The 21,595-nt window shown below is 59.2% G+C and carries 21 protein-coding genes and 1 pseudogene; 17 read left to right on the top strand and 5 right to left on the bottom strand.

Features of this window, described 5'->3' with window-relative positions:
• Positions 1-41 precede the first annotated feature (41 nt).
• Complete coding sequence (locus tag A4F85_RS06985; RefSeq protein ID WP_043822406.1) at positions 42-1,292, top strand: hypothetical protein; 1,251 nt, start codon at positions 42-44, stop codon at positions 1,290-1,292.
• Complete coding sequence (locus tag A4F85_RS06980; protein ID WP_063326133.1) at positions 1,289-3,487, top strand: AAA family ATPase; 2,199 nt, start codon at positions 1,289-1,291, stop codon at positions 3,485-3,487. The genes A4F85_RS06985 and A4F85_RS06980 overlap by 4 nt, the downstream gene beginning before the upstream one ends.
• Before the next feature lie 204 nt (positions 3,488-3,691).
• Here A4F85_RS06980 and A4F85_RS06975 read toward each other — a convergent pair whose 3' ends face one another.
• On the bottom strand, positions 3,692-4,162 hold the full coding sequence (locus A4F85_RS06975; protein WP_156516980.1) for a hypothetical protein: 471 nt from the start codon (positions 4,160-4,162) through the stop codon (positions 3,692-3,694).
• Positions 4,114-6,723 (bottom strand): MobH family relaxase, encoded by a 2,610-nt coding sequence (mobH, locus tag A4F85_RS06970; RefSeq protein ID WP_063327903.1) that lies wholly within the window; start codon positions 6,721-6,723, stop codon positions 4,114-4,116. Before mobH ends, A4F85_RS06975 begins: the two co-directional genes overlap by 49 nt.
• A gap of 486 nt (positions 6,724-7,209) precedes the next feature.
• On the opposite strand from mobH, the pseudogene A4F85_RS31395 reads away from it, so the two are divergent.
• From A4F85_RS31395 to A4F85_RS06965, 3 genes and pseudogenes are all read left to right on the top strand, one after another.
• A pseudogene (locus A4F85_RS31395) lies at positions 7,210-7,437 on the top strand (integrase core domain-containing protein); the annotation flags it as partial.
• 154 nt (positions 7,438-7,591) lie between these two features.
• Entirely contained in the window at positions 7,592-8,443 is an 852-nt protein-coding gene (locus A4F85_RS29420) for a phage exclusion protein Lit family protein (RefSeq protein ID WP_082848151.1), read from the top strand.
• Positions 8,444-8,513: 70 nt separating this feature from the next.
• On the top strand, positions 8,514-9,701 hold the full coding sequence (locus A4F85_RS06965) for a hypothetical protein (RefSeq protein WP_197485462.1): 1,188 nt from the start codon (positions 8,514-8,516) through the stop codon (positions 9,699-9,701).
• Between the two features lie 134 nt (positions 9,702-9,835).
• On the opposite strand, the gene A4F85_RS06960 is transcribed toward A4F85_RS06965, so the two are convergent.
• From A4F85_RS06960 to A4F85_RS06955, 3 genes are all read right to left on the bottom strand, one after another.
• Positions 9,836-10,321 carry a transposase gene (locus A4F85_RS06960; RefSeq protein WP_231890605.1) on the bottom strand — a complete coding sequence of 162 codons (486 nt, stop codon included), beginning with the start codon at positions 10,319-10,321 and terminating at the stop codon, positions 9,836-9,838.
• 7 nt (positions 10,322-10,328) lie between these two features.
• A complete protein-coding gene (locus A4F85_RS29415; protein ID WP_156516979.1) occupies positions 10,329-10,937 on the bottom strand; it encodes a DUF2971 domain-containing protein in 609 nt (202 codons plus the stop codon).
• A 451-nt stretch (positions 10,938-11,388) separates the two neighbouring features.
• Positions 11,389-11,892: a hypothetical protein gene (locus tag A4F85_RS06955; protein WP_231890479.1), complete on the bottom strand. Its 504-nt coding sequence runs from the start codon at positions 11,890-11,892 to the stop codon at positions 11,389-11,391.
• A gap of 586 nt (positions 11,893-12,478) precedes the next feature.
• On the opposite strand from A4F85_RS06955, the gene pilL2 reads away from it, so the two are divergent.
• The 12 genes from pilL2 to A4F85_RS06895 all read left to right on the top strand — a co-directional run bounded on the left by pilL2 (position 12,479) and on the right by A4F85_RS06895 (position 21,587).
• Positions 12,479-12,982 carry a PFGI-1 class ICE element type IV pilus protein PilL2 gene (gene pilL2, locus A4F85_RS06950; RefSeq protein ID WP_156516978.1) on the top strand — a complete coding sequence of 168 codons (504 nt, stop codon included), beginning with the start codon at positions 12,479-12,481 and terminating at the stop codon, positions 12,980-12,982.
• 44 nt (positions 12,983-13,026) lie between these two features.
• Entirely contained in the window at positions 13,027-14,160 is a 1,134-nt protein-coding gene (locus tag A4F85_RS31045) for a hypothetical protein (RefSeq protein ID WP_231890478.1), read from the top strand.
• Positions 14,161-14,216: 56 nt separating this feature from the next.
• Entirely contained in the window at positions 14,217-14,714 is a 498-nt protein-coding gene (locus A4F85_RS06940) for a hypothetical protein (protein ID WP_063326129.1), read from the top strand.
• A 92-nt stretch (positions 14,715-14,806) separates the two neighbouring features.
• Positions 14,807-15,286, top strand: coding sequence for a PFL_4695 family integrating conjugative element protein (locus A4F85_RS06935; protein WP_227468533.1), 480 nt, complete (start codon positions 14,807-14,809; stop codon positions 15,284-15,286).
• An 88-nt stretch (positions 15,287-15,374) separates the two neighbouring features.
• On the top strand, positions 15,375-17,621 hold the full coding sequence (gene traD, locus A4F85_RS06930; RefSeq protein WP_231890477.1) for a type IV conjugative transfer system coupling protein TraD: 2,247 nt from the start codon (positions 15,375-15,377) through the stop codon (positions 17,619-17,621).
• Positions 17,621-18,373: a TIGR03747 family integrating conjugative element membrane protein gene (locus A4F85_RS06925; protein ID WP_063326128.1), complete on the top strand. Its 753-nt coding sequence runs from the start codon at positions 17,621-17,623 to the stop codon at positions 18,371-18,373. Before traD ends, A4F85_RS06925 begins: the two co-directional genes overlap by 1 nt.
• A gap of 20 nt (positions 18,374-18,393) precedes the next feature.
• On the top strand, positions 18,394-18,705 hold the full coding sequence (locus tag A4F85_RS06920) for an integrative conjugative element protein, RAQPRD family (protein ID WP_063326127.1): 312 nt from the start codon (positions 18,394-18,396) through the stop codon (positions 18,703-18,705).
• Between the two features lie 15 nt (positions 18,706-18,720).
• Positions 18,721-18,957 (top strand): DUF3262 family protein, encoded by a 237-nt coding sequence (locus A4F85_RS06915; RefSeq protein ID WP_063326126.1) that lies wholly within the window; start codon positions 18,721-18,723, stop codon positions 18,955-18,957.
• Positions 18,958-18,990: 33 nt separating this feature from the next.
• A complete protein-coding gene (locus tag A4F85_RS06910) occupies positions 18,991-19,362 on the top strand; it encodes a TIGR03745 family integrating conjugative element membrane protein (protein ID WP_063326125.1) in 372 nt (123 codons plus the stop codon).
• A 7-nt stretch (positions 19,363-19,369) separates the two neighbouring features.
• Positions 19,370-19,783, top strand: a complete 414-nt coding sequence (locus tag A4F85_RS06905) for a TIGR03750 family conjugal transfer protein (protein WP_231890476.1) — start codon at positions 19,370-19,372, stop codon at positions 19,781-19,783.
• The gene (locus A4F85_RS06900; RefSeq protein ID WP_016446100.1) at positions 19,780-20,520 is read left to right on the top strand and encodes a PFL_4703 family integrating conjugative element protein; all 741 of its coding nucleotides are present in this window, start codon (positions 19,780-19,782) and stop codon (positions 20,518-20,520) included. The genes A4F85_RS06905 and A4F85_RS06900 overlap by 4 nt, the downstream gene beginning before the upstream one ends.
• Before the next feature lie 2 nt (positions 20,521-20,522).
• The gene (locus A4F85_RS06895; RefSeq protein WP_063326124.1) at positions 20,523-21,587 is read left to right on the top strand and encodes a TIGR03749 family integrating conjugative element protein; all 1,065 of its coding nucleotides are present in this window, start codon (positions 20,523-20,525) and stop codon (positions 21,585-21,587) included.
• Positions 21,588-21,595 lie beyond the last annotated feature (8 nt).

Here is a 21,595-nt window from a genome sequence, read left to right as displayed (position 1 = left end):
TGCGCCAGCAGGCGCTGTTTTCCTGAGCGGAGCCGTCGCTGATGCAGCCCACCGCCATTGAACAGGGTGCTGCCGTGGCACCAGGCGTTCACGAGGATTTCGGCCATTTGCTGGGGCTGTACATGCGCCGCATCCGCGCCAGCGCCTCGGGCGTGGCCACCGAGATCGGGCTGAGCCGGGAAGCCGTCAACAACTGGAGGAATGGGGTTTCCCTGCCCAATCCGCGCTCGCGCGACCGGCTGGCCGCCTGTGCCCAGTACCTGCGCCTGACGGAGGCGGAGACCAATCGCCTGTTCTCCGCCGCTGGCTTTGCCACGGAGTTTCCGCTGCAGGCCGCCGCCGCCGGCGCCCAGCCTTTTGCAGGCTTCATGGACCGGCTTTTCGCCCAGCTGGCCCAGGCCAGGCCCTATGCCATCACCATGCTGCTGTCGCCCGCGCACTGGGGGCAGCCCCCGTTTCGCCAGGAACTGCTGCTGCGCGCCCGCGCCCAGTATGGCGCCGAGGCGGTGTTGCACATCCAGCCGCCCTACAGCGTGAGCACGGCTGCGGCCGACTACTTTGCGGCCCTGGGCCGGCAATGCGGGCTGGGCGAAGTGGGCTCGGACTACGAATTCGAGGCCCTGCTGGAAAAGCGCCTGCTGGCCGGCGGCCGGCTGTTTTGCCTGGTCAGCCGCTTCGAGCAGGGCACGGCGCAGCTGCGCGAGACACTGGCCGGCATTCTGCGCAGCCTCAGCGAAATGCACAGCGGCCGCCTGCACTTGCTGCTGTGCGGCAGCGAGGCCCTGGCCGACCTCAAGTACCGCAGCGGTGACCTGTCGCTGCTCAACATCGGCCAGGTGGCCCACTGGCCCGATCCCACGCTGGAAGACCTGGCCCTGATGGCGCGCCAGCGCTGGCCCGGCACGGCCTGGCCGGCCGAGGTCATCGAGGCATTGCAGGCGCTGACGGGCGGGCATCCCGCGCTTTTCGAGGAAGCGCTGCAATGGCTGGTGGAGCAGGGCGTGGGCGTCGCTTCCGTGCACTCGCCCCTGCTGCGCGCCCATCTGGTGGCCAGCGCGCGCCTGTGGCAGACCTTGCTGCCCCTGGCGCAGGAACCTGCCACGCGCGAGCAACTGCGCGGGCTGGTGGATGCGGCATCGCTGGGCCGTGCACGCCCCTATCTGCAGGATGCCGTGCTGCGGCGCCTGTTCTGGGGCAATCTGCTGCAGGTGCGCGGAGCAGGTGAGGGCGCCCATCTGCACTGGCGCTGCGACATTGCCCGCGAAGCCGCCGTGGCGGTGCTGCAGGCATGAGCGGCCTGGGCCGGCTTGTGCAACTGCCCAGATCCTGGTGGCGTGCCGCGCTGCTCGCCTTGGTCACGCTGTTCATCGGCACGGCCATCCTGCTGCCCCGCTACAACCCCGTCACCCGCAGCAGCCTGCAGGGCGCGGAAAGCTCGGGCCGGGTCTGGAACGAAATCATCCTGTGGCGCCTGGCCCTGATGGACTATGTGCGCCAGCATGAAAGCTGGCCGCAGGACCTGGCCAGCGTGGCGCCGGACATTGCCGAACCACGCGTGCGCATGAGCTCGCCCAGTCCATTCGTGCTGCAGGCGGACGTGGCGCGCGACAGCCAGATGGGCGTGCTCGCCGGAACCCAGGTCCTGCTGCAACTGGACAGGCAACGCTGGGACTGGAGCTGCCAGGGCGGCCTGCCTCCGACTCCGCCGCGCTACCTGCCGCTGAACTGCAGCCCCTCGCCGGGCCAGCCCGAGCATGAACCCTTTGGATGGCTGCGCAGCGTCATCTGGACCAGCGCACTGGTCTTTGGCTGCCTGGCCCTGCTGTGGATGGTGCGCCATCCGCTGATAGGCCCGGCACAGCTCAAGCCCGAGCGCCTGCGCCGCAAGCCCTACCAGCATCTGCCCCAGCTGGACCGGTTGCTGCGGCTCACCGGCCGCCGTTCCGCCGTCCTGCGCGCTGCAGGCATACGCCCGCCGGACTGGCAGCGGGCCCTGCGCCTTGCCGGCGCAAGCCCAGGCGCCCGCGTGCGGGCCCTGGCCGAACGCCTGTCCGCCGTCTGCAAACCGGCGCAAGGCGAGTGGCCCGTGCCCGGCGACATGTTCGAGTGGACGCTGCCGCCCGAGCTGCCCATCGCCCTGGGCCGCTGCCTGGTCTATGCGCCCCCAGCGGAGCTGGAAGAGGGCGAACTCGTGCGCCAGCTGCGCCTGCTGCAAACCGGCGGCGATGTGGTGCTCATCGTGAGCCCGCACCATCCACAGTCGCCCATGCCGCTGCTGCAGCGCCATGCCCAGGACCGCGCCAACCTGCACGTGCTGCTGGACAGCCCGGGACAGACCGAATGGCTGCTGGGCGGCGCTCCAGACCAGGTGCTGCTGCGGCTGCTGGCCACGCAGTTGCAGGTCACGCGCATATCGCCCTACCAGACGCGCGGCGGCGTGACGCGCGAGGACGTTTTCTTTGGCCGCGAGCGCCTGCTGGCCCGCGTGCTCAACCGCGAACCGGCCAACTACCTGGTCGTGGGAGGACGCCAGCTCGGCAAAAGCAGCCTGCTCAAGGCCGTGCAGCGGCGGCTGCAGGAGCATCCGGCCATCGCCTGCCACTACATCTCGCTGCGCGACCACCGCCTCACGCCGCGTCTGGCCACGCAGTTCGGCCTTCCGGTGGAAACACCGCTGGAGGCCATCATCGAACACCTGCAAAAGCAGTCGCAGGGCAGGCGGCTGTACCTGCTGATCGACGAGGCCGACCTGTTCTTCCGCGACGAAGCCCGCAATGGCTACCCCCAGCTCAGCGCCTTGCGCGCGCTGAGCGAGGAGGGCCGTTGCTGGTTCATGCTGGCGGGATTCTGGGATCTGTACGCGGCAGCGCTGCTCGACTACCAGTCGCCGCTGCGCAACTTCGGCGAAATCCTGGCCATTGGTGGATTGGAGCCAGCGGCATGCCACGCCCTGGCCACCGAACCGCTGCGCAGGCTGCGCCTGGGCTTTGCCAACGACACTCTGGCCGAGCGGCTGATAGAGGCCAGCGGCAGGCGCGCCAACCTGGTCGCCATCCTCTGCCAGGAATGCCTGGAAGCCCTGGGACCCGACGAACGCGTCATCGAAGAACGCCACCTGCGCCAGGCCATGGCATCCCAGCCCGTGCAGGACGCGCTGGTGGGATGGGGCCGCTTGAGCACCGACGAACAGGCCTGCCGCCTGGACCGCATCGCCGTCTATCACACGGCCCAGCAAGGACAGACCAGCCTGACCGCACTCGACGCCCTGGTCCAGTCCCACGGCGCAACCGGCCAGGCCCAGGCCTTGCGCCGGTCCCTGGCGCGCCTGCAACTGGCCTACGTCCTGCGCCGCGATGAAACCCACGGCGTACACGATGCAAGCTACGTCTTCACCATCCCGCTGCTGCAGCGCCAGTTCGAGCCACAGGAAACCGCGCTTTTGCTGAAGCAGGAGCTTGAAGGCCTGGAAACCGTCTTGAACAGCTGAAAACGAAGCAGGCAAGGCACTGGAGGAGTGCCTTGCCTTGGTTTTCAGGCCGTTATCTACGTTTGTGATTTAACATAATATACATCGTATCTATCAGTTGATCGCTAAAAAAAGTGAGCTTTGATGGGGCTCACAGTCGTAGCGATCACTAACTAATCGGACATTTATGTTCAGAAGATTCCTCGTTGACGCACGGTTCGGACTCTATGGGCTGCGCTCCAAACTGTCAACCGTTTGAACTTTTTCCCTCCCGCCGAGTGGCTTCTCAGGCCGTTCCAGCGCTACGCTTTTAGCACTCGCGTCCGTGCTACTTGCGGCACACATCTCTGTGTACTCACGCACAGCCGCAGGACACACAAAAATCATCCCGCGCTTCGCCGGACGCAACGGCAACATGATCACCTCGTGAGGATGGCGCAAGGCATCCCAGACATGTCTGGCCGTGACCAGCCCGCCCGCATAGGCCAAGAAGACGTTCCAGCGATACAGCGCCCGGTGCTGCCAAGGCCTCGATCTCCACAGCCCGAGGCGCTGGTCAGCATCCAGATCCACCTTCGGTTCTTGGTTTTTAGAAAGTGCGTTGAATTTCATAAGTTTTTGATTGATATTGTCTTTTCGAAAATTCCCTAAACCATCTTGAGCGCTGGATTGCTCGGCGGAACGGGCTGAACCCATCGCCCAGGCTCGACCAGCACCACACATGACAGCCGGCCTTTGACATCGCCGCGCGAGTAAATCTCGAACGCGACGATGTTGGTCCGATTGGCTGCCGGCAGGTGCCAGCCGCACTTGATGACCTCCCGCTGCACCTTCGTGGCCAGCTCAGTTGGGCTTTCTGCCAGGTCGGCATGTTCCTGAGCAAATTTCTTGAAGATCAGCGGAGAGACCAACGCCATGCCTTGCTCGACAAAATGCACGGCTGCCCCCGTCTCGTTGAACTTGATCTCACGATCAACTAAGCCCTGCTGAACCCACCGCATGAAGTCCAACGCCAACTCGCTGGGCTCGTGCGCAGGCCTTTCCTGGCCATCGATCTTGGGTAGCTGCTGCAAGAGCAGTACCGGCTGGGGCTCGTCTGCACGGTGGGCCTGTGGCTCGCTCCTGGCCCGCACCACGACCGTGGGCAAGTCATCGAGCTCGTCGCTCAGGCTCCGGAACTCCGAAGCGACGCTCGCGGCGCGCCGAGTAGGAAGGACAGGCAGTGGTGGCGTCGCCTCGGGCGCAGGCACTGCTGCAGGTTCTGATGAAAGGATCTGGGCGGTAGGCTGTGCTGGAGGCTCTGGCGTAGCCCGGGCCTCGTCCAGGCCTGCGGCAGCTTCTGATGATTGCTCGCGCACCGCCCCGCCCTCCTCACTGGCCCGCGCCGGCTTCGGCGGCCGTGGGCCTTTCTTGGGTCGCATCGCTGCTGCAGTTTCGGCCTCATCGAGGAAGTCACTCTGGTCGAGTAGGTAGGCTGCATCGCCTGGGTCAAAATCGATTGAAGATCCCGCCGCCGGCGGCGGCGCTGCCAGTGCAGCATTGTCAGGTTGCCGAACTGGTCCAGGCACTGGTTCTGCCTTGATTGCTGGGCCAGCTTCTGCTGGAGCCGTTGCAAGGGCACGTACGGGTGCAGGCGTTTCCCGATGGCTCACTGGCGTTGCATCAATCTTTCGTGCCTGATGTGCTGTGCCAGTTTCGGATTTGATTGCAGGCGACTTTGCCGCAGCAGATGGTGCCCTGAACGCCGGTTCACGCATGACTGCCGCAAGCTTCAATTCCTGCTTGCTTGGCGCCTTGGACGCAGCTGCAGGCGCGCGAGGGTTGGCTGGTAGTGCTGCAGCTTCGGGTGCATGGCCTGCCGCATCTTCCTTACCACCAGAACCTGCCGCAGGAATCTGCAGCTGCACGGCCTGCGTTGAGGCCCCGCCCTCCCCGGCCTCATCCTTGCGTTTTTGCCGCAGGATCAATCTGCCTTGCATGGGCGCCGGATACTTGCTCTCGTGCGAAAAGACCTTGGCTAAGGGAAATCGCAGCATGGCCAGGTCGTGCTCATAGCCTCCTCGATCTGCCGCAGGTTCTGATGCCTCTCCCTGCACGGTCACATGCCAGATAGCCTGCCCGGTGGACGGGTTCAGGTCGATGACGCCATAGTCCTGCCAGGTGTCGAATAGCCGATCGTTCTTCGAGTCCCCTGGTACAGCCTCATCGGGCTCATTGCGCTTGATCCATTCGCGCACCGAATCCGCCAACCGCTTGGCCACGAACCAGATGGCTCCCTCAAACACCCAGGCCGCGCCACCTGAGCGGTTCAGCGGCAGATCGGTGCCGGCCTGCAGCATGCTGGTGATGGCCTGCATCAACAAGTCGATCAACGGCTTGGACTTGGAGGTCGGGAAGCGGCCTTTGTGACCCGACAGCAGAGCGCGCTGTGTCGAGGCCTGGTCGGCTCGGCGCACCAGCTGGGCCACCAAGCTGTCGCGGTCCTGGCCGCTGAGATACTGCTCCAGGGCGTCCATGGCTGCAGGCGTCTGGGCCAGGAACACGAGCGCAGACTCTGGCGCAATGCGAGACAGCAGCAGCTGCGCCAGTTTGCCGTGGGCGCTGTAGTCGCGCTGGCTCTTGGGCGTGAAATCGACCAGGTACTCGGCGGCAGCACGCCGGGCCGTGATCTGGACCAGGCTGCCGCCTGCAGGTGTCCAGCGAATCGAATCGGCCATGCCGTCACAACGCCACTGGATCCGCAGATCGGTCATGGGCTTGGCGATGTCGTGCAGCAGCGCGGCGAAGAACACCACGTAGCTCCACTGGTCACGTTGTGCATCGATCTCCTCGATCTGGGAGCCGCCAGGCAACAGCATGGCATTGCGCCAGGTCAGGGCTGCCAGGACCATCTCGATCGTGTGGGTGAGCAGCCCACCTGCATGGGCATGGTGGTGCGCCTCTGACGCAGGCATCAATTGCACGAACGCTGCGTACCGATGGATGGCCGGCAAAAGATCTCGCTCCCAGACTTCACGACTCTGGTGCGACTGGCGCCACATGGCGTCCACAGCCTTTTCTGCACGCACGACAGCGAGCAGCTGATCGGAGCTCAGTACCCGAAGCCATCCTGGTTCCGTACCAGCTACGGCGGGCATCTGGGTCGGCGCTGATTCGGCCACTGAGCCAGGCCCCTGCTTGCCTTCTGCAGGCTGCCGCTGCCTGCGATGTTTTGACCAGGGCGACATAGCCAGCAGCCGTGCGGCAAGACTCTTCATCTCGCCCTCAGACATGGAAGGCAGTTGCAACGCTGCAGGATCTGGTGGATTGGCGAGGGCAGAGAGCCCTGCCCTCGGGTTGTTGCCCCTTGCTGTCTGAAAGATGTCTTGAGATAGGAACTATAAGGTCGGAGACGGTCGATTGCCATGGCCGAGCACCATACGGACGATGCTGGTCCCAGTCATCCTGAAAACGTTCGATAAGGACCGTAGGTTTGATGCTTGACTTTTATGATTTTTTATAGGTCATACTTCTGCTGTTCGCCGGGTGAAATGATAATGATGAACCGAGGTGCAGCAGCCACATCAGTCGCTTTGAAGTGGCAGCAGACGACCTGTTGCCGACATTCACTGGAGTCTTGTCGATGACTCTGGGCAGCGGTTGCTGTCGGTCGCTGTGGACTCCTGATCTAACGGTGTCACCAGGAAGCCGTCGTTCGTCCTTAAACGACGGTGCCGCGCCATCGGCCGGTGCCAATGTGATACAGACATCACCGGACCATCAAGGAATCCACGATCAAGGCCTACGAGTACGAAGAGCTGGAGCAGCTACGGGAGCATGTCCAAGCCTTCGTTCAAAGCTACAACTTCGGCAAGCACTTGAAGGCGGTCAGGTGGAAGACACCATTCCGGGCGATTTGCGAGGCATGCGAAAAAGATCCAAGCCGCTTTAGACTTCATCCGTACCATCTCACTGTGGGACTGAACATCTAAGAGGGTGGCAACGAGTCTGGCCGCAGCCCATTGGTAACACACGCTAGCAACGTCGAAGCCAAAAAGCCGTCAGTACGTAGCGCGTCTCAAGCTGTCAGGCTATTGAACGCTTCACAAGCGAAAATGTCCTCCCGACTAACGAGAAGGACAGGATATGTTCACTGACGAAAAGCGTTCGGATTCCGAAATTCAGGATGCAGTAAAGATACTTTTCCTTGGAATTGCACCGGAAAAATCCGATGAACTGAAGCGACTGTGGGAGCAGTATCAGCTCCAGTTTTGCCTCTGCACCGATGCCAAAGAGGTAAAGATGGAGGGCGGCGCCTATAGATACGTGCACTTCAATCACCGGGCTCTGCGAGTCATCTGGGTCAGTGCCTTTGCTGCTTGGGAGGCATATGCCTATGCCCAGTCAATGATTGTCAATGATGCCCCCCCCAGCATTGATCGTCTGCGGGACCTACTTTCTCTGGCGCTTAAGATTCGGGACGCAGATGATCCAGAATCTGTTTCACTGGGCAACCTGCCTGAGCCAGGCACAATTCCATCAGACATTGAGTTCCGAGTCCCCGCAGAGCTGGCGATGTTTGCTGCAGGCTGGGCAATGTTGCATGAAGTGCGACACCTGAAGCATCAGCAAGACTTCACAGCAATTGCAGATGGTGACCCACCGGCGCGCGCACATGCTGAAGAACTATCTTGCGACAAATTTGCAGCCAACTATCTACTTGAAACTGCCTCACAGTATGCATTGGCTTACGATGTGGATGAATCCACAGTGAGACTAAAGAGATCGCTTGGCGTTTATTTTGGCGCGTTTGCCCTTATTGTCCTTGCATATCCCAACTGGGAAGAAACGGAGTCTCATCCATCAATATCTGACCGTCTTCTGGCATTGCGTCTAGTTTTGAGCCCTAATGGACTAGATCAAGCACTTTGCATAGCTCAACTGGCACTAGTTGGCCTTAAACAAGTCTGGATAGAAGCGCCTAACTTCGCCAACTAACAGGTAGAGTTCGTAAGAATGCATAACATATTCTAGCTAAATTCAACAATAATTCTCCATCAACAAATATATGGATTTATTCAAAACAAAAATACAAGAAGACAAGCTTCATGATTCTTTTAAATTCATAAGAAATAATGCACTACTCTCAAAGGAGAGAGAAGTAATCCAATCTTGGGGCCAAGGATTATTGACGCGAAAAGGGGAAAGCAAGAAATTTATCAATGAATTTCAGACAACATTTAACTCTGCTTTCTGGGAGCTTTACTTAAATAAAGCATTCATTGAGATTGGATTGAATGTTGACTACTCAAAAAATAGTCCAGATTTCTGCATCTCCACAACGGAAGGATACTTATTCAATGTTGAGGCAGTAATAACCGATCAACCAAAATTAGGTGAAAGAATACTGCGCAAGGAAAATTACAAAGATTTCAGCACAATAAAGCTTGCTGGAAAGATAAAAGACAAAAAAGATCTATTTATCGGAGAAAACCAAAAAAAACATCCGTACTCATCATTAAAACATGTAACAGGAAGACCATTCGTCATCGCAATAGCGCCTTTCGATAGCGATAATTCATCAATGCAAAACAATGAAATAATCAATAGAGTACTTTTTGGAATCGACGCACCCAATAGGGAGTCTTTATTTACAGGAAGACAACCAGCAATATCAGCAGTAACTAAAGAAAATGGCGCCAATGTCAAATTAGGAATATTTACCAACAATTCATACAAAGAAATTAGTGCTGTAATTTTCTCTACAACTGGAACATTTGGCAAAGTGCAGATAGAGAGCAAAATTGATAAAATAATAAGATCCACCAGATATAGAAAATTTGATAATTACTCAACATATTCAAATGACAAGAGAAATCAAATAACCGTTAACACGATGCGCCCTGATTATTATAATTACAAAGCTGAGATTAGATTAAAAATACAAGAAATCTTATACGGATCTGATATTAGTGTTTGCCACAGCCGCTTTCACAATGAGTCCCATTTGGACGGATTGCACATTTACTACAATCCATATGCCGAATTTCCGTTAGATAAAAATATATTTTCACCTCCTGAAATAACTCACAATTTCTTCGACCTAGCAGAAAGAATTCCAATACAGGATCACCCAGACGGATCCTTAGTTTCTAGAGAAATTTACGATCTTAATGAAACAATTTACAACAGACTTCTTCATGAAAATTCAAATGAAAAATTGCTTAACTCATTTAGAAAATATTTTCAAAAATAAGTGCAATTAGATTTTTAACGCAATTTATAGTTTGTTTAAACGTGCCACAGCAGCTCCAGGGCACACTCTATCTAGTGAGCCTCAGCATAAATCTACTTCCGCTGTGGAAGCCACCTCAGTTCTGACAAGAATGGCTAACACCACCGATCCACGAAGCGTGCACAGATGTGTGCTGCTGCCAGTTTCAGCAGCGCTTCGTGGATATCCAGCCGTCGTTCAAAGCGGATTCGCAGCTTGCCAAAGCCTGCAAACCATCCATGGGTCCGCTCCACCACCCAGCGATTCTTGCCCAGGCCCTCGCTACTCTCAACGCCTCGCCTGGCAATGCGACTGGCGATGACCCGTTGTCTCAAGTGCGCACGGCAACGCTTGTCGATTTGTTTATGTACACACAAGCGAGTCAGCATGGCCTGGTGCAACTGCACCCAGACACAAGCGGCATTCCAGTCGCGCAGGCGCCACCAGCAAGTCATGCCGCTGCCGTACCCAAGAGATTGGGGAAGGTCTTCCCATGGAATGCCTGTTTGCAGCACGAACAAGATGCCGGTGAGGGCAGCTTCATCGCTGACTGCGAGCTTGGGCGCACCGCCTTTGGCAGAAGGCACGAAGTGCTGGCAAATCGAATTTTCAGAAAATCCTCAATGAACAGTTGCTAAGTTTTATTTTGCATTTAATTTTATTTCTTTCCAAGAAATCCTGCAAACCTTGCTCTGCTAACGTTTTATTCAAGCTTGGACCTATAGTAATTTCTTCAATTGAATCCACATTAACAGGATACTCAAAATATGGGACAATAACACCAGATCTCACTCTAAATTTTCCGATGTTATTCTTGCTTATCTCCGATTGTATTATTAGTCTAGTCTCTTTTTCATCATGAAATTCCTTATTCTTCATAGCACAGCTACCAAAAAGCAAGTCATTACACAGATGCATCAAATATAACTCAATTTCTTTACCACCAGTTTTCTTTATTTTTTCTTCGATAGTCTTAATTGATATTATTTCCTCAAGAAAATTGCTTGAGTATTCAACATCTTGCACTCTAGCCACAACTCCTATGCTTCGCGCAGAATCAGGATCAATCAGTAATTTTTCTTTATTAAATTTAATGCAATAGCCAGCATTGGGTGGGCAGTAGGCCATCCATTGGCGCAAATTATCTTCGGATTTCGAAAAAGATACCGTATATAAACTTCTTTTTTTCAAATTGTCGCTAACGAAATTCGGAATCAAGCTGTAAACTTGGCGGGAGGCGATTTCAACTAGTTTTTCGGATTTCTCAAAATTCTTAAGGTAATTTTCGCATAGTTTTTTTACCCCTCAATGCCCGCCTCAACTTCCATGGAGTCATTTAAGAATCTCATATCAGTTGCCCAGAATTTTTTTTCCCTAATTATCCCGATCAGTCCATTTGCATCAGTGTAATGGAACATTATTAAATATCCTTAAATGAAAATTTGAGAGATTTTGAATATCTGTAAATTATCCACTAGAAACATAGAATTTTTGAGTTAAGCGAGCGGATTTCTTGAAACCATACTCTCTTCTGACCGTTTCCAGCTCTTTACAGTCTGACCCAAAACTGGCGCATATGTCGTTTTTTGACGTCATTTTGATCGACACGGTGAAGGGTTTGATGCCCCGCTTGATTCATGAAGATTGTCGTGGAAGCGCCTACCGGTTTTTACCTAACTTTCTGCTGGAGAGCTTTTTTGCTCTTCTTCGCCCTGCATGGCATGCCTGCTGCAGGAGTCCAGACCGATAGCTCTTCTTCGTCACGACCCAGCGCCAGAAACTGCAGGAATGAATGCTCTACGGGGTCCCAACGAATCCGCGGCCTCAATCCGTCAATGCTCCAATCGCAGCACACTTGCACGAATGGCTGGGCCACGATGGTTTGGACGATGCTGTGCCAGGTCACATCTGCAAGGCCTTTCTGTTCCCCGGCGCCTCTCGGCTGATCAGCTACATGACGCAGGAGAATCTGGCGCACACACAGCACCGGATCGCAGTCCTCTTCCAAATGGCGCTCCAGCCCTTCAAACCTGCCCAGCCAGCTCAGCAGCCGTGCCGTCCAGCTTTCCAAACCAAGCTGCTGCAGGGACTCTATGACGGTGAAGATCGCACAGCCATGGTCCAGCGGATCACGCCCTAAGAACGGGTGCTCCTGGGAGGGGCGAACTGGCATGTGCTGGCTGCGAAACGACGGTGTATCCATGGCCGCGCACGGTACAGGGATGCGTCGATGCAGTCAGCCGTAAATCGAGCACTTCGCACCGCACGATTTACGCTTGAAATCCCGATGCGTTTATGTTAAGGCGTGTAACGCCGACTCAGTTGTGACATGGATTTTCTGCGTCATGGCGCCTGCCCTGGGCCATTTTTGGATTGCTGCCCCGCCCCGGGGCAGCAATCCGGCCCGTAGCCTGTCATAGCCCTTTACCTGTACCAGTAAATCCTTTGCGGCTGCTCCTCAATTTTGAGGAGCAGCCGCGCCCTTTGAGTAGGGCCTGTAAGCCGGTAAGAGCCGTTTTTCCCGTAGCAAGCAGCCCTCTGCTTGCAGGCTGCTAAGCCATTTCAACACCTGCCTTTTTTTTACTTGTATGTCAAGCGTAAAACGTTCGGTATGCACCGCACGTTTTACGCTTGAGAGCAAATGCTCCAAATCCGAATATGCCGACCGGCGGACGCGAATGTGTCCTTTCCCCGGGCTGCATGTCTTCTCCTCCTCTTCGTCATGCGGCCCGGGATTTTTCTTCTGGAGTTTCTCCCGCATGTCCCGGCACTCGCACCGATATCTCCTCGCTGGCATGGCATGGCTGGCGGCCGGCGTTTGCCACGCCAACACGCCCCTGGTGGATGGCAATAAGCGCTTGCAACTCGGTCGCTACACGACCGCCGAAGCGCAGCCTCAACTGGGTCTCAGCGAGCCTTTGGCGCTCGTAGCGCAAATCACCTTTCCCCGCGAACAAGTCACGACGATTGGCGAGGCCATCGACTACACCCTGCTGCGTACCGGCTACGCCTTGGCCGATCTGACGGCGCTGTCTCCCGAAGCACGGCGCTTTCTCGGGCTTCCATTGCCTGAAGCACATCGCACCCTCGGTCCCTACTCAGTCCAGGACATGCTGGCTGTGCTGGTGGGCAAGGCCTGGACGTGGCAAACAGACCATGTGACGCGCCGCGTGTGGTTCGTCCTGGGCAATGCCGGCAGCGCACAGCCGCCGCGCCGGCTCCAGCCCATCGTGTCTCCTTCCAAATCGGGCAAAGACCAATGAGCGGGCCGTCATTTCATACGCCCGGCCATCCCGTTGTGCCTGGTATGGACTTCACCCCCCACCTCGGCGGGCTGGACTGGATGCAAGACGTGGAACAGCGGCAGGGCCCAGTCCCCGTAGAGCATGATCAATCCGGCATTGCCCAAGGCCCCGATCTTTCGGCTGCTGCCACCTTCAACCATGCGGCGTCGCCTGCGTTCGGTGAATCTTCAGCGCACGAGGCGACCGCACAGGTTCCAGCCAAGACGGGCAAAACAGCCCTTCTAAATTCCTCGACGGGAAGGCGCAGTTTGATGGCTGTGTCCCTGGCAGGGATCGCGCTGCTGGGCTATATCCAGTACGGGCCATCCATCCGCCAGGTTCCCGACCTTCTTGGGACCAATCTGCCGACCGTGGGCACGATTGAGCCCAGCGGCCCGGACGAGCTCCGGGCACCGATTGATCCACGGCTCGGGGGCTTGGATCAGCTGGGCATATCGGAGTTGGACACGTCCATCCAGCCCGCACAGCCTTCTTTGGCGCAGCCCCAAGGCTTCCAGGCCGAGCCTGAAGCCAGTGCTCTCGTGGCCGCCCCTGTGCAAGCTCCAGTCGCGTCCGCGCCCGCCTCTGCCGCTGATCCGGAGCTTGCAGCTCGCATGCAGCGCATGGAAGCGATGATGATTGAGCTCAGCCAGCAGCTTGCGCACATGCGAGAGCAGGACGCCAAAGCGCGAGCCGCCACGCCCACCGTTGTCCAGGCTGTGCCCGCGCCCGCTCCCGCGACTGCAGCTGCAGTCGCTCCGGCGCAATCCTCAGCGCCCGCGCCGACTGCCACTGAGCCCCACACCGCCCGGCCCGCTACATCAGCCCCGCGCGTGCTGGTCAAGGCCCACCCAGCCAGGGCCGCGACTTCGCGGCCTGCAGTTCAGCAAAAGTCCACCTCCTCCAAGGCAGCGCCCGCCGAAAAAGCATCGGCGCCCGCGCTCTCCGGCCAGCTGATCGCTGTTGATATGTGGAACGGCGAGCCCTCGGTCGTGGTGGCCTCGGGCATCCCTGGTGACCGCCGCATGCGCGTGCTGCGCCCGGGTGATGTGGTCAATGGCATGGCACTCAAGTCCGCCGACCCCGTTTCGCGCACAGCGACCTTTGTGGCCCCGGGCAGCCCCGGCCTGACGCTCTCCGTGAGCCAGGGAGGCTGAGCATGCGAGCCGCTATTTGCCTCAGTGCAGGCTTTCTGCTGGCACAGCTGAATTGCATGCCAGTTGTGGCCCAGGTCCGCACCACTCAGACCACCGAAGGAAGCTCCACAGCCGCCAACACGGCCCATGCGCGCAGCCAGGCCGACGATACCGACCGTCAGGTCCAGCAGATGTGGGGGCTCAATGCCGAAGAAATGCGCCGAGCCAAAGTGCTGGCCCTGGGGCCGCGCGCGAACTTCTCGGTCGAGAAGCTCTCGCCGCTGGAGATCCTGGGCATCCACGCGCGCTCTGAAGCGGAGCGCCGGCAGTACGCCGAGCGCATGGCGCGGATCTTCCGCGCGGACGTGGAGCGCTCCATTGCATGGGAGCGCGAGATGCAGGCGGCGATGGCGCGGCTGTTCCCGAACGATCCCATGATCAGCTTCGACGGCATGCCCAAGGTGCACAGCTCGGTCGGCGCCGCCGACATGCTGGGCGTGCCACGCACGCAGATCATCGAGCCGCAACCTGCTGCCAGCACGCCGGCCCCCGCGCGAGGAGCGCTTCGCCGATGAATCTCCGCCTCCTCTGTGCCCTGGCCCTGTGCTCAGTTGCAGCCGCTCCTGCAGTCGCCGGGCAGCCACTGCCCGAGACCCAGAAGCTGCAGGTGCTGCACGACAGCGGCCGCAGTGTGCCGTTCGCTCCCTATGTCGCCCAGCTGGTGGGCGATGCGGACGATCCTGGAGTGCTCGACGGGCTGCGCTTCCCCTTTGGCGCGCGCCTCTTGCGCACCGGCGTGTTGGCACAGGAGGGGCTCAAGGTCTTTGACGGTGCCTGGATGACACAGCCGATGTTTGTCCTGGCTGCCGATGAGCTTTCCATGCGCTGGCTCTCGTTCAACAAGGACAAGCTGGTGCAGCTGCAGGCTGTTGGCATCGTGGTGCAGGCCGGCAGTCCTCTGGCCTTCAAGTCTCTGCAGCGCCTGGCCATGCCGCTTCGCTTGGCACCGGAAACGGGTAGCTGGCTCTCCGAGCAGCTGGTTGCCACAGGCGCCAATGCCTACCCGGTGCTGGTGCATTCCAACGGACGTGCGTACCAGATCCTGGGCCAGGAAATGTTCCAGCAAACCGCGGAGTCTCCGCAATGACGACACGCGCTTGGAACATTTCTGGTGCGCGTTGGGCCGCAGCCTGTTCCAGCTTGGCCACGGGAGGCTGGGCATGAGCGAGGGCGTGATGGAAGGCCTGCTGCGGCCGCCCGTGGAAGCATGGAGCGCTGCCACAGCTTTCGGTATTGCTGGCGTGGCTGCAGCTGCGCCGTGGGCGCTGATGATGCCGCACTCTCTGGGTGCCGTGTCTGCAGCCATTGCTGCAGGCTTTGGCTGCAAACGCGCCCGCGAGGCCTATTCCGTGTATGCCTACCAGCGTGGGCTGAAGTTCACGAAGATGACCCGCGTGGCGCCCCACCAGTTGCCTGGAACCAAGGACCACCTGTATCTCGGCGAAGGCTTCGCCTGGACCCAGCTGCATACACAGCGCAAGCTGGACACCCAGGCTGTCAAGGTCCGTGAGTATGTCAAGCCCTCTCCTGCAGAGATGCGCCTGGCCAATGCCGGCGAGCAGGTTCGCAAATGGGCCGAGACCAAGACGGATAGCCTGCTTCGCCAGCTCGTTCGGCGTGCAGTGGATATCGGTGGCCCAGCGAATCCATTTGCTTCGGGTGTGGATTTGGGCGGCTCTCCCATACTGCACGGCGTTGGCGTTCAGGACGAAAAGCCTGTGCTGCTACGCCAAGGCTCCCGAAACGGACACATGCTTGTCTTGGGCACGACGCGTGTGGGCAAAACGCGCCTGCTGGAACTGCTGTGCACACAGGACATCCACGCCGGCCACGTCACGATCGTGATTGATCCCAAGGGCGACGCTGAGCTGATGCTTCGCATGCATGCAGAAGCGCGCCGCGCTGGCCGCGAGAAGAGCTTCTACCTGTTCCACCTGGGCTACCCCGACATCAGCGCTCGCTACAACGGCATCGGCAATTTTGCGCGCATCACCGAAGTCGCCGGCCGCGCCACCAACGCCCTGCCCTCTTCTGGTAACAGCGCAGCGTTCAAGGAGTTCTCCTGGCGCTTCACGAACATCGTGGCCCAGGCCCAAGTCGCGTTGGGCCGGATTCCGACCTATGAATCCCTCCTGAAGGATGTGACGGGCATTGATCCGCTGTTCATGGACTATGCCGCGATGTTCTACCGCGCCCAGGCCGCGCAGGGCCGGTACAAGAACTACCAGGAACGACTCGCAGAGATCCAAAAGCTGCTCCCTGTCAAAGGAGCGATCCCGGTGGCTCGCAGCATGCAAGACCGCCCGCCCGAGATCCAGGCCATGTTTGTGTGGATCAAGGAGTCCCAGCCCGATGACAAGGTGCTACTGGGCCTGGCCGCTGCCGTCAGCTACGAGCGCTCCTTCTACGAAAAGATCATCGCTTCGCTCGGCCCGTTCCTAGAGAAGCTGACCTCGGGTGCCGTGGGCAAGCTCATCTCCCCAGACTACTTCGACCCGAACGACCAGCGGCCCATCTTCGACTGGATGACGGTCTTCCGCCAGGGCGGCATCGTCTACGCCGGCCTGGACGCATTGTCCGACTCGGTGGTCTCCTCTGCCGTGGGCAACTCCATGCTGTCCGACCTGGTGAGCGTGGGCGGGCGCCTGTACAAGACCGGCCTCGATCCGCATGCCACCGACGGAAAACTCAAGCTGCCGAAAGTCTGCTGCCACTTCGATGAGGTCAATGAGATCGCCGGTCCCGAGTTCGTGCCCATGGTCAACAAGCTCGGTGGCTCAGGTTTCCAGATCACGGCATACACGCAGTCCGTGTTCGACATCGAGGCCCGCGTGGGAGACAAAGCCAAGGCCGGCCAGATCCTGGACAACTTCAACCACCTGTGCATGCTGCGCGTGCGCTCGGCCGCGACGGCCAGTCTGCTGACCGACCAGGTGCCGCAGGTCAACGTGACGCACCTAACGCCGGTGTCCGGTGTCTCGGACACCGCTGCCACTGGCAACGGGGTGGACTTCACCAGCCGCAACGATGACATTGCCACCACAACGAAGGCGCCGCTGATCGAGCCCTCGGACATCCTTGAACTGCCCCAGGGCCAGGCCTTTGCGCTGCTGGAAGGCAACCGTCCTTTCAAGATCCGCATCCCGCTGGCCGACACAACGAACGATCCATTCGTGCCCAAGTCCCTCAGGGCCGTTGCCGAGGACATGAAGCGGCGCTACCGCACCAGCGAGACCTGGGCAGCCGACACCGACTGGATGGGCCACAACCATCTGGGCTCCGGTGGCCACGAGCTCATCGGAATCGACTTGGCGCACAGCGCAGCCAAGAGCGACTCCGAGTACACGGCCGTGTCTGGCGCCCATGGCAGTGCCCTGCGCAGTACTGGTGTGATTGACTCCATTGTGGGAGGGCACCACTGATGGCTTCAGTACAGCGCGCACCCTCCAAGGCCCCCACAGTCGGCCCTGTGGACTTGGTGGCCAAGATCGCCTTCGGCCTGGTCAGCATCACACTGACCAGCTGGCTCGTCGGCATGGTCATCGAGATCGGCGGCAGCATGTTCTTCTGGAAGGGCCAGGGCATCCCGCACGCCCAGTCGGTCCTCCAGCAAGACCTGCAATACATTGCGGCGGCGCCGCGCAGCGTGCTGGTGCCTGACACCGTGGGCTTTTCTCTGCAGCTGCTCGGTTATGTGCGCTGGCCCTACGAGAGGCTCGGCATTCTGCGCTGGTATCAGCGATCGCTCACCGACGAGCCCATGCAGGCCATGGCCAAGCTGTCTGCCCCACTGCAGGCCGTGGGCGCAACAACGCGCGTTGTCTCCAAGATCGCTGCTGAATGGGCCGTGATCAGCATGCTCGTGGCCCAGGACGTGGTGCTGCGCCTGAGCATCGCGGCCTATGCCATGCCCGCGTTCGTGCTTGCGTGCCTGATGGGCGTGATTGACGGCCTGGTGCGCCGTGACCGTCGCCGCTGGATCGGCGGGCGCGAATCCTCGTTTGTCTACCACCACTCCAAGAGATACACGCACTGGGCCCTCACGGGCGGATTCAGCCTGTATCTCGCATGGCCCTTCCCCGGTTTCAACCCCGCCTACATGGTGCTGATCTTCACTGTCCTGGTGGCCGCATCGCTGTCCACCACCGTGGGCGCATTCAAGAAATACGCATGACTTTTCCGAAGGAGAAATTGATGAAATCCCCCCGCCCGCTTTTCGCCATCCTCGTGATCGGCATCCTGGCCACCACGGCATCGGCCTGGGCCACGGTGTCCGACGACGATCTGGAGCGTGAGCGCCTGGCGCGCATCGCGGCCGAGATTGAGCAGGTCCAGGTCATGGTTGGCCAGGCCGAGCAAAGCTCTCCCACGGGCCAGCGCGTGAAGTTCCGGTACGACTGGCTGCAGCGTGATCTGGAAATGCTGCGCCAGGGCATCACCACCCACATCGATGCTCCCCGCCAACCTCGCCCCGTGACACCGCTGCGCGGCGACTACCGCCAGTAACCCAGGAGCGTAACCATGTTCGGCGATATGAAAGCGGGATTCATGGACGCATCGGGCGTTGATCCAGCGCGAATGAAGGTCGTTGTCGTCACGCTGGTTTTTGGCGTGATTCTGGTTATTGCCGCGTGGTTCGGAAAAATGATTATGGAGGCTTATTCAGACGGTGAGATTGAACAGTCTGATGCGATTGATTCGATCATTACTGTGATTGTCATTGTCAGCTTGATATTTGCATCCGTTGCTTGGCTTTAGGTATTCTGATTTACCGCTTTAAGGATTAGTTTTATGAAAAATTCGGCATTTTCCAAGTTCTCTCAGGTCGCCCTTCTGCTGTCCGTGATGGTGCATGAAAGCGTGTTCGCTGCCCTTCCCAACATCCCGACGCCTCAAGGCGGCGGCATCGGTGGTGCCCAGGTCCAGGATGGTGACTGGATGGGCCAGATGGGAGCCTATTTCAAGGCAGGCATCAGCATTCTTGCCCTGGTTCTTGCTGGCCTGTCATTCATCAAAGTGATGGGTGGTGGCTTGCGAAAATGGAATGAATACTCGCGCGGCCAGGCCGAATTCGCGGATCTCAAGGAATTCTTCATTGTGGGCGTCATTTTGATTGTGTTTATCGTGATGATGGCCAATTACGCGCTCTCGGTGCTCGCCTGAAAAAAGCATGGCGGACGAACAGCACCCCCAGGATCGGCGAGGCGCACCGTTGACCGATCGCGTCAATGCGGAGCCTGCGATCATCAATGGTATGTCGGCAACGGAGGCAACGTACATCGGCGCAGCGTCCTTCGCGGTCAGCGTCGTGCTCGGGCTCGTCCTGTTTTCTTTGACAGGTTACTGGCATTTCATCTTCGTGCTGGGCATCGCTCTGCCGATGGTGACCATCTGGTATTCGTCCTTTTACCTGCAGAGCATCAAACGCTCAAAGCCTGAACGCTGGTATGTCCAGGCATTTCGCATCTACCTTGCCCGCAAAGGCATCGTCAAAAGCCGGTACATCACTCACGATGGCTATATGGAACTGGGCCGGAGAATAAATTCCGATCCATTCAGCCAAAAAAGCAAAGATCAAGTATGAGCAGTGAAAAATATATGAACGCTCTGGAAATGGAGCGGAGGCACAGCCGTAGGCAAATGGCCAGCCAGTTTGCGCTGCTCGTATTGGCCATATTCGCCGTCTGGTTTGCCTGGCGGCAGCCCAAAAGCGTTGACGTGCATCTCGCACCTGATGTGCGTGCCGGCGACACGGTGCATGTCACGGGGGGGCATTCCCCTGTGCCCAAGCCCAATGTGTACGGATTTGCCTACTACATCTGGCAGCAGATTAATCGCTGGCAAACCGATGGTGTCAAGGATTACGGCCAGCAAATATTCAATATGCAGTATTACCTGACGCCTCGCTGCCAGGCTCAATTGCAAGCCGATATGGAAACACGCCAGGGCAAGGGCGAGTTGCGCAAGCGCACGCGCCAGATCACTGAAATCCCAGGCTTCCCCTATTCCGAGAACCGTGTGCTGAGCGAAGGCCCCGACGCCTGGACCGTGTTGCTGGACATGCAGGTCACAGAAACCTTTGGCGGCCAGGGCGTGAAGGATGTGTTCATCCGCTACCCGCTGCGCGTCGTGCGCTTCGACGTGGACCGGGAACGCAACCCCTGGCGCCTGGCACTGGACTGCTTTGGCGCCAACCGGCCCGCGCGCCTGAACCCCGCTGAGCTCAAGGCCGGCAACCCGGTGCAGGCCACCCTTGCGGCGCCGCGCCTGCCGAGCGTGATCTCCCCGTCCAGCCTGCCCCGCGACACCTCTGTCGATTGACCATGCAACAGCGCAAAATCCTCGCATGCGGCCTGGCTGGCCTGCTGCTGTTCCAGCCCCTGCAGGGCGCTTTCGCCCAACAGGTCGAACCCCTGAGTGTTTCAGGTCCACCTCCTGAATTCGCCAACGACAAGCCGAATGTCCAGGCTGGCCAGCCTGCCGAGAACATCGATCTGGGCCAGGCTGCCTCCTCTGGAGCAGGCAGCACCGTCGCCGGCATGAGCGTGCCGGCGCCCTTGGCAGCTGCAGCGCGCGGCTCGATCGCGCGTAGCGCAGCGGCCCAGGCCACGCTGCGCCGCGTAGGCCCTGCCCCGCTCAGCGGCACTGCGTCTGGCCCAGCCGAGCGAACAGTGTTCGCCCGGGAGCCTGTGCGCGTGAACCTGAGCGTGGGGCAGGAGCGCCTGGTCACGCTGCCCTCAGACGCCCTGCTGCATGTGCCCAGTGACATCTCGGCCGTGGCCCGCATCGAGTCGATCGGCGGCACGATCTATGTGACCGCGCTGGTGCCCTTCGTGCCCATCCGCATCGTGGCCGAGCTCGTGGACAGCGGCCAGCAGATCCCTATGGATCTGGTGGCAGTGGCAGACAAGCCTGCCCGCGCCACATCCAAAGGCGAGCTGCAGGTGTCCGTGATCGAGCCCGGCAGCGTGCCCAACCCCTCGCCGCGCTCTGCAGAAGAGGTCACGTCTGCAGCTGCAGGCGCAGGTATCGACATGGTGCAGCTGACCCGCCACGCAGCACGCCAGCTCTATGCCCCGCGCCGGCTGGCCAACGCTGCACCTGGTGTCATGCAAGTGGCGGTGAGCACAGATCCTGTGCCCGCCCTGCTGCGCGGCGCCAATGTCAATGCAGCGCCTGTGGGCCAGTGGAAGGGCGGCGCGCTGTACGTCACGGCCGTTCGCATCACCAACAAATCGCGCTTCGCGCTGGAGGTGCCGCTGGAGAGCGTGCGCGGCCGCTGGATTGCGGCGACGGCCCAGCACGGCCGGCTCGGCCCCGCCGGCAGCGACACCGACACCACGGCTATCTACCTGGTCTGCGAGCGCTCCTTCGAGTCCTGCCTGTAGGGGAGACA

Origin of the sequence: Delftia sp. GW456-R20, assembly GCF_001622915.1 — a bacterium.
Taxonomy (GTDB): Bacteria; Pseudomonadota; Gammaproteobacteria; order Burkholderiales; family Burkholderiaceae_C; genus Comamonas; species Comamonas acidovorans.
Note: the sequence above shows the minus strand (reverse complement) of the source record. Positions and strands in the feature narration are given on the sequence as shown.

Excerpts from the sequence above, each read along its gene's own strand:
- A4F85_RS06985 (WP_043822406.1), top strand. The coding sequence starts at position 42 with ATGCAGCCCACCGCCATTGAACAGGGTGCTGCCGTGGCACCAGGCGTT.
- pilL2 (WP_156516978.1), top strand. The coding sequence starts at position 12,479 with ATGTCCCGGCACTCGCACCGATATCTCCTCGCTGGCATGGCATGGCTG.
- A4F85_RS06915 (WP_063326126.1), top strand. The coding sequence starts at position 18,721 with ATGTTCGGCGATATGAAAGCGGGATTCATGGACGCATCGGGCGTTGAT.
- A4F85_RS29420 (WP_082848151.1), top strand. The coding sequence starts at position 7,592 with ATGTTCACTGACGAAAAGCGTTCGGATTCCGAAATTCAGGATGCAGTA.
- A4F85_RS06920 (WP_063326127.1), top strand. The coding sequence starts at position 18,394 with ATGAAATCCCCCCGCCCGCTTTTCGCCATCCTCGTGATCGGCATCCTG.
- traD (WP_231890477.1), top strand. The coding sequence starts at position 15,375 with ATGGAAGGCCTGCTGCGGCCGCCCGTGGAAGCATGGAGCGCTGCCACA.
- A4F85_RS06910 (WP_063326125.1), top strand. The coding sequence starts at position 18,991 with ATGAAAAATTCGGCATTTTCCAAGTTCTCTCAGGTCGCCCTTCTGCTG.
- A4F85_RS06955 (WP_231890479.1), bottom strand. The coding sequence starts at position 11,892 with ATGCCAGTTCGCCCCTCCCAGGAGCACCCGTTCTTAGGGCGTGATCCG.
- mobH (WP_063327903.1), bottom strand. The coding sequence starts at position 6,723 with ATGAAGAGTCTTGCCGCACGGCTGCTGGCTATGTCGCCCTGGTCAAAA.
- A4F85_RS06895 (WP_063326124.1), top strand. The coding sequence starts at position 20,523 with ATGCAACAGCGCAAAATCCTCGCATGCGGCCTGGCTGGCCTGCTGCTG.
- A4F85_RS06905 (WP_231890476.1), top strand. The coding sequence starts at position 19,370 with ATGGCGGACGAACAGCACCCCCAGGATCGGCGAGGCGCACCGTTGACC.
- A4F85_RS06925 (WP_063326128.1), top strand. The coding sequence starts at position 17,621 with ATGGCTTCAGTACAGCGCGCACCCTCCAAGGCCCCCACAGTCGGCCCT.
- A4F85_RS06900 (WP_016446100.1), top strand. The coding sequence starts at position 19,780 with ATGAGCAGTGAAAAATATATGAACGCTCTGGAAATGGAGCGGAGGCAC.
- A4F85_RS06975 (WP_156516980.1), bottom strand. The coding sequence starts at position 4,162 with ATGGGTTCAGCCCGTTCCGCCGAGCAATCCAGCGCTCAAGATGGTTTA.
- A4F85_RS06980 (WP_063326133.1), top strand. The coding sequence starts at position 1,289 with ATGAGCGGCCTGGGCCGGCTTGTGCAACTGCCCAGATCCTGGTGGCGT.
- A4F85_RS31045 (WP_231890478.1), top strand. The coding sequence starts at position 13,027 with ATGGACTTCACCCCCCACCTCGGCGGGCTGGACTGGATGCAAGACGTG.
- A4F85_RS06965 (WP_197485462.1), top strand. The coding sequence starts at position 8,514 with ATGGATTTATTCAAAACAAAAATACAAGAAGACAAGCTTCATGATTCT.
- A4F85_RS06940 (WP_063326129.1), top strand. The coding sequence starts at position 14,217 with ATGCCAGTTGTGGCCCAGGTCCGCACCACTCAGACCACCGAAGGAAGC.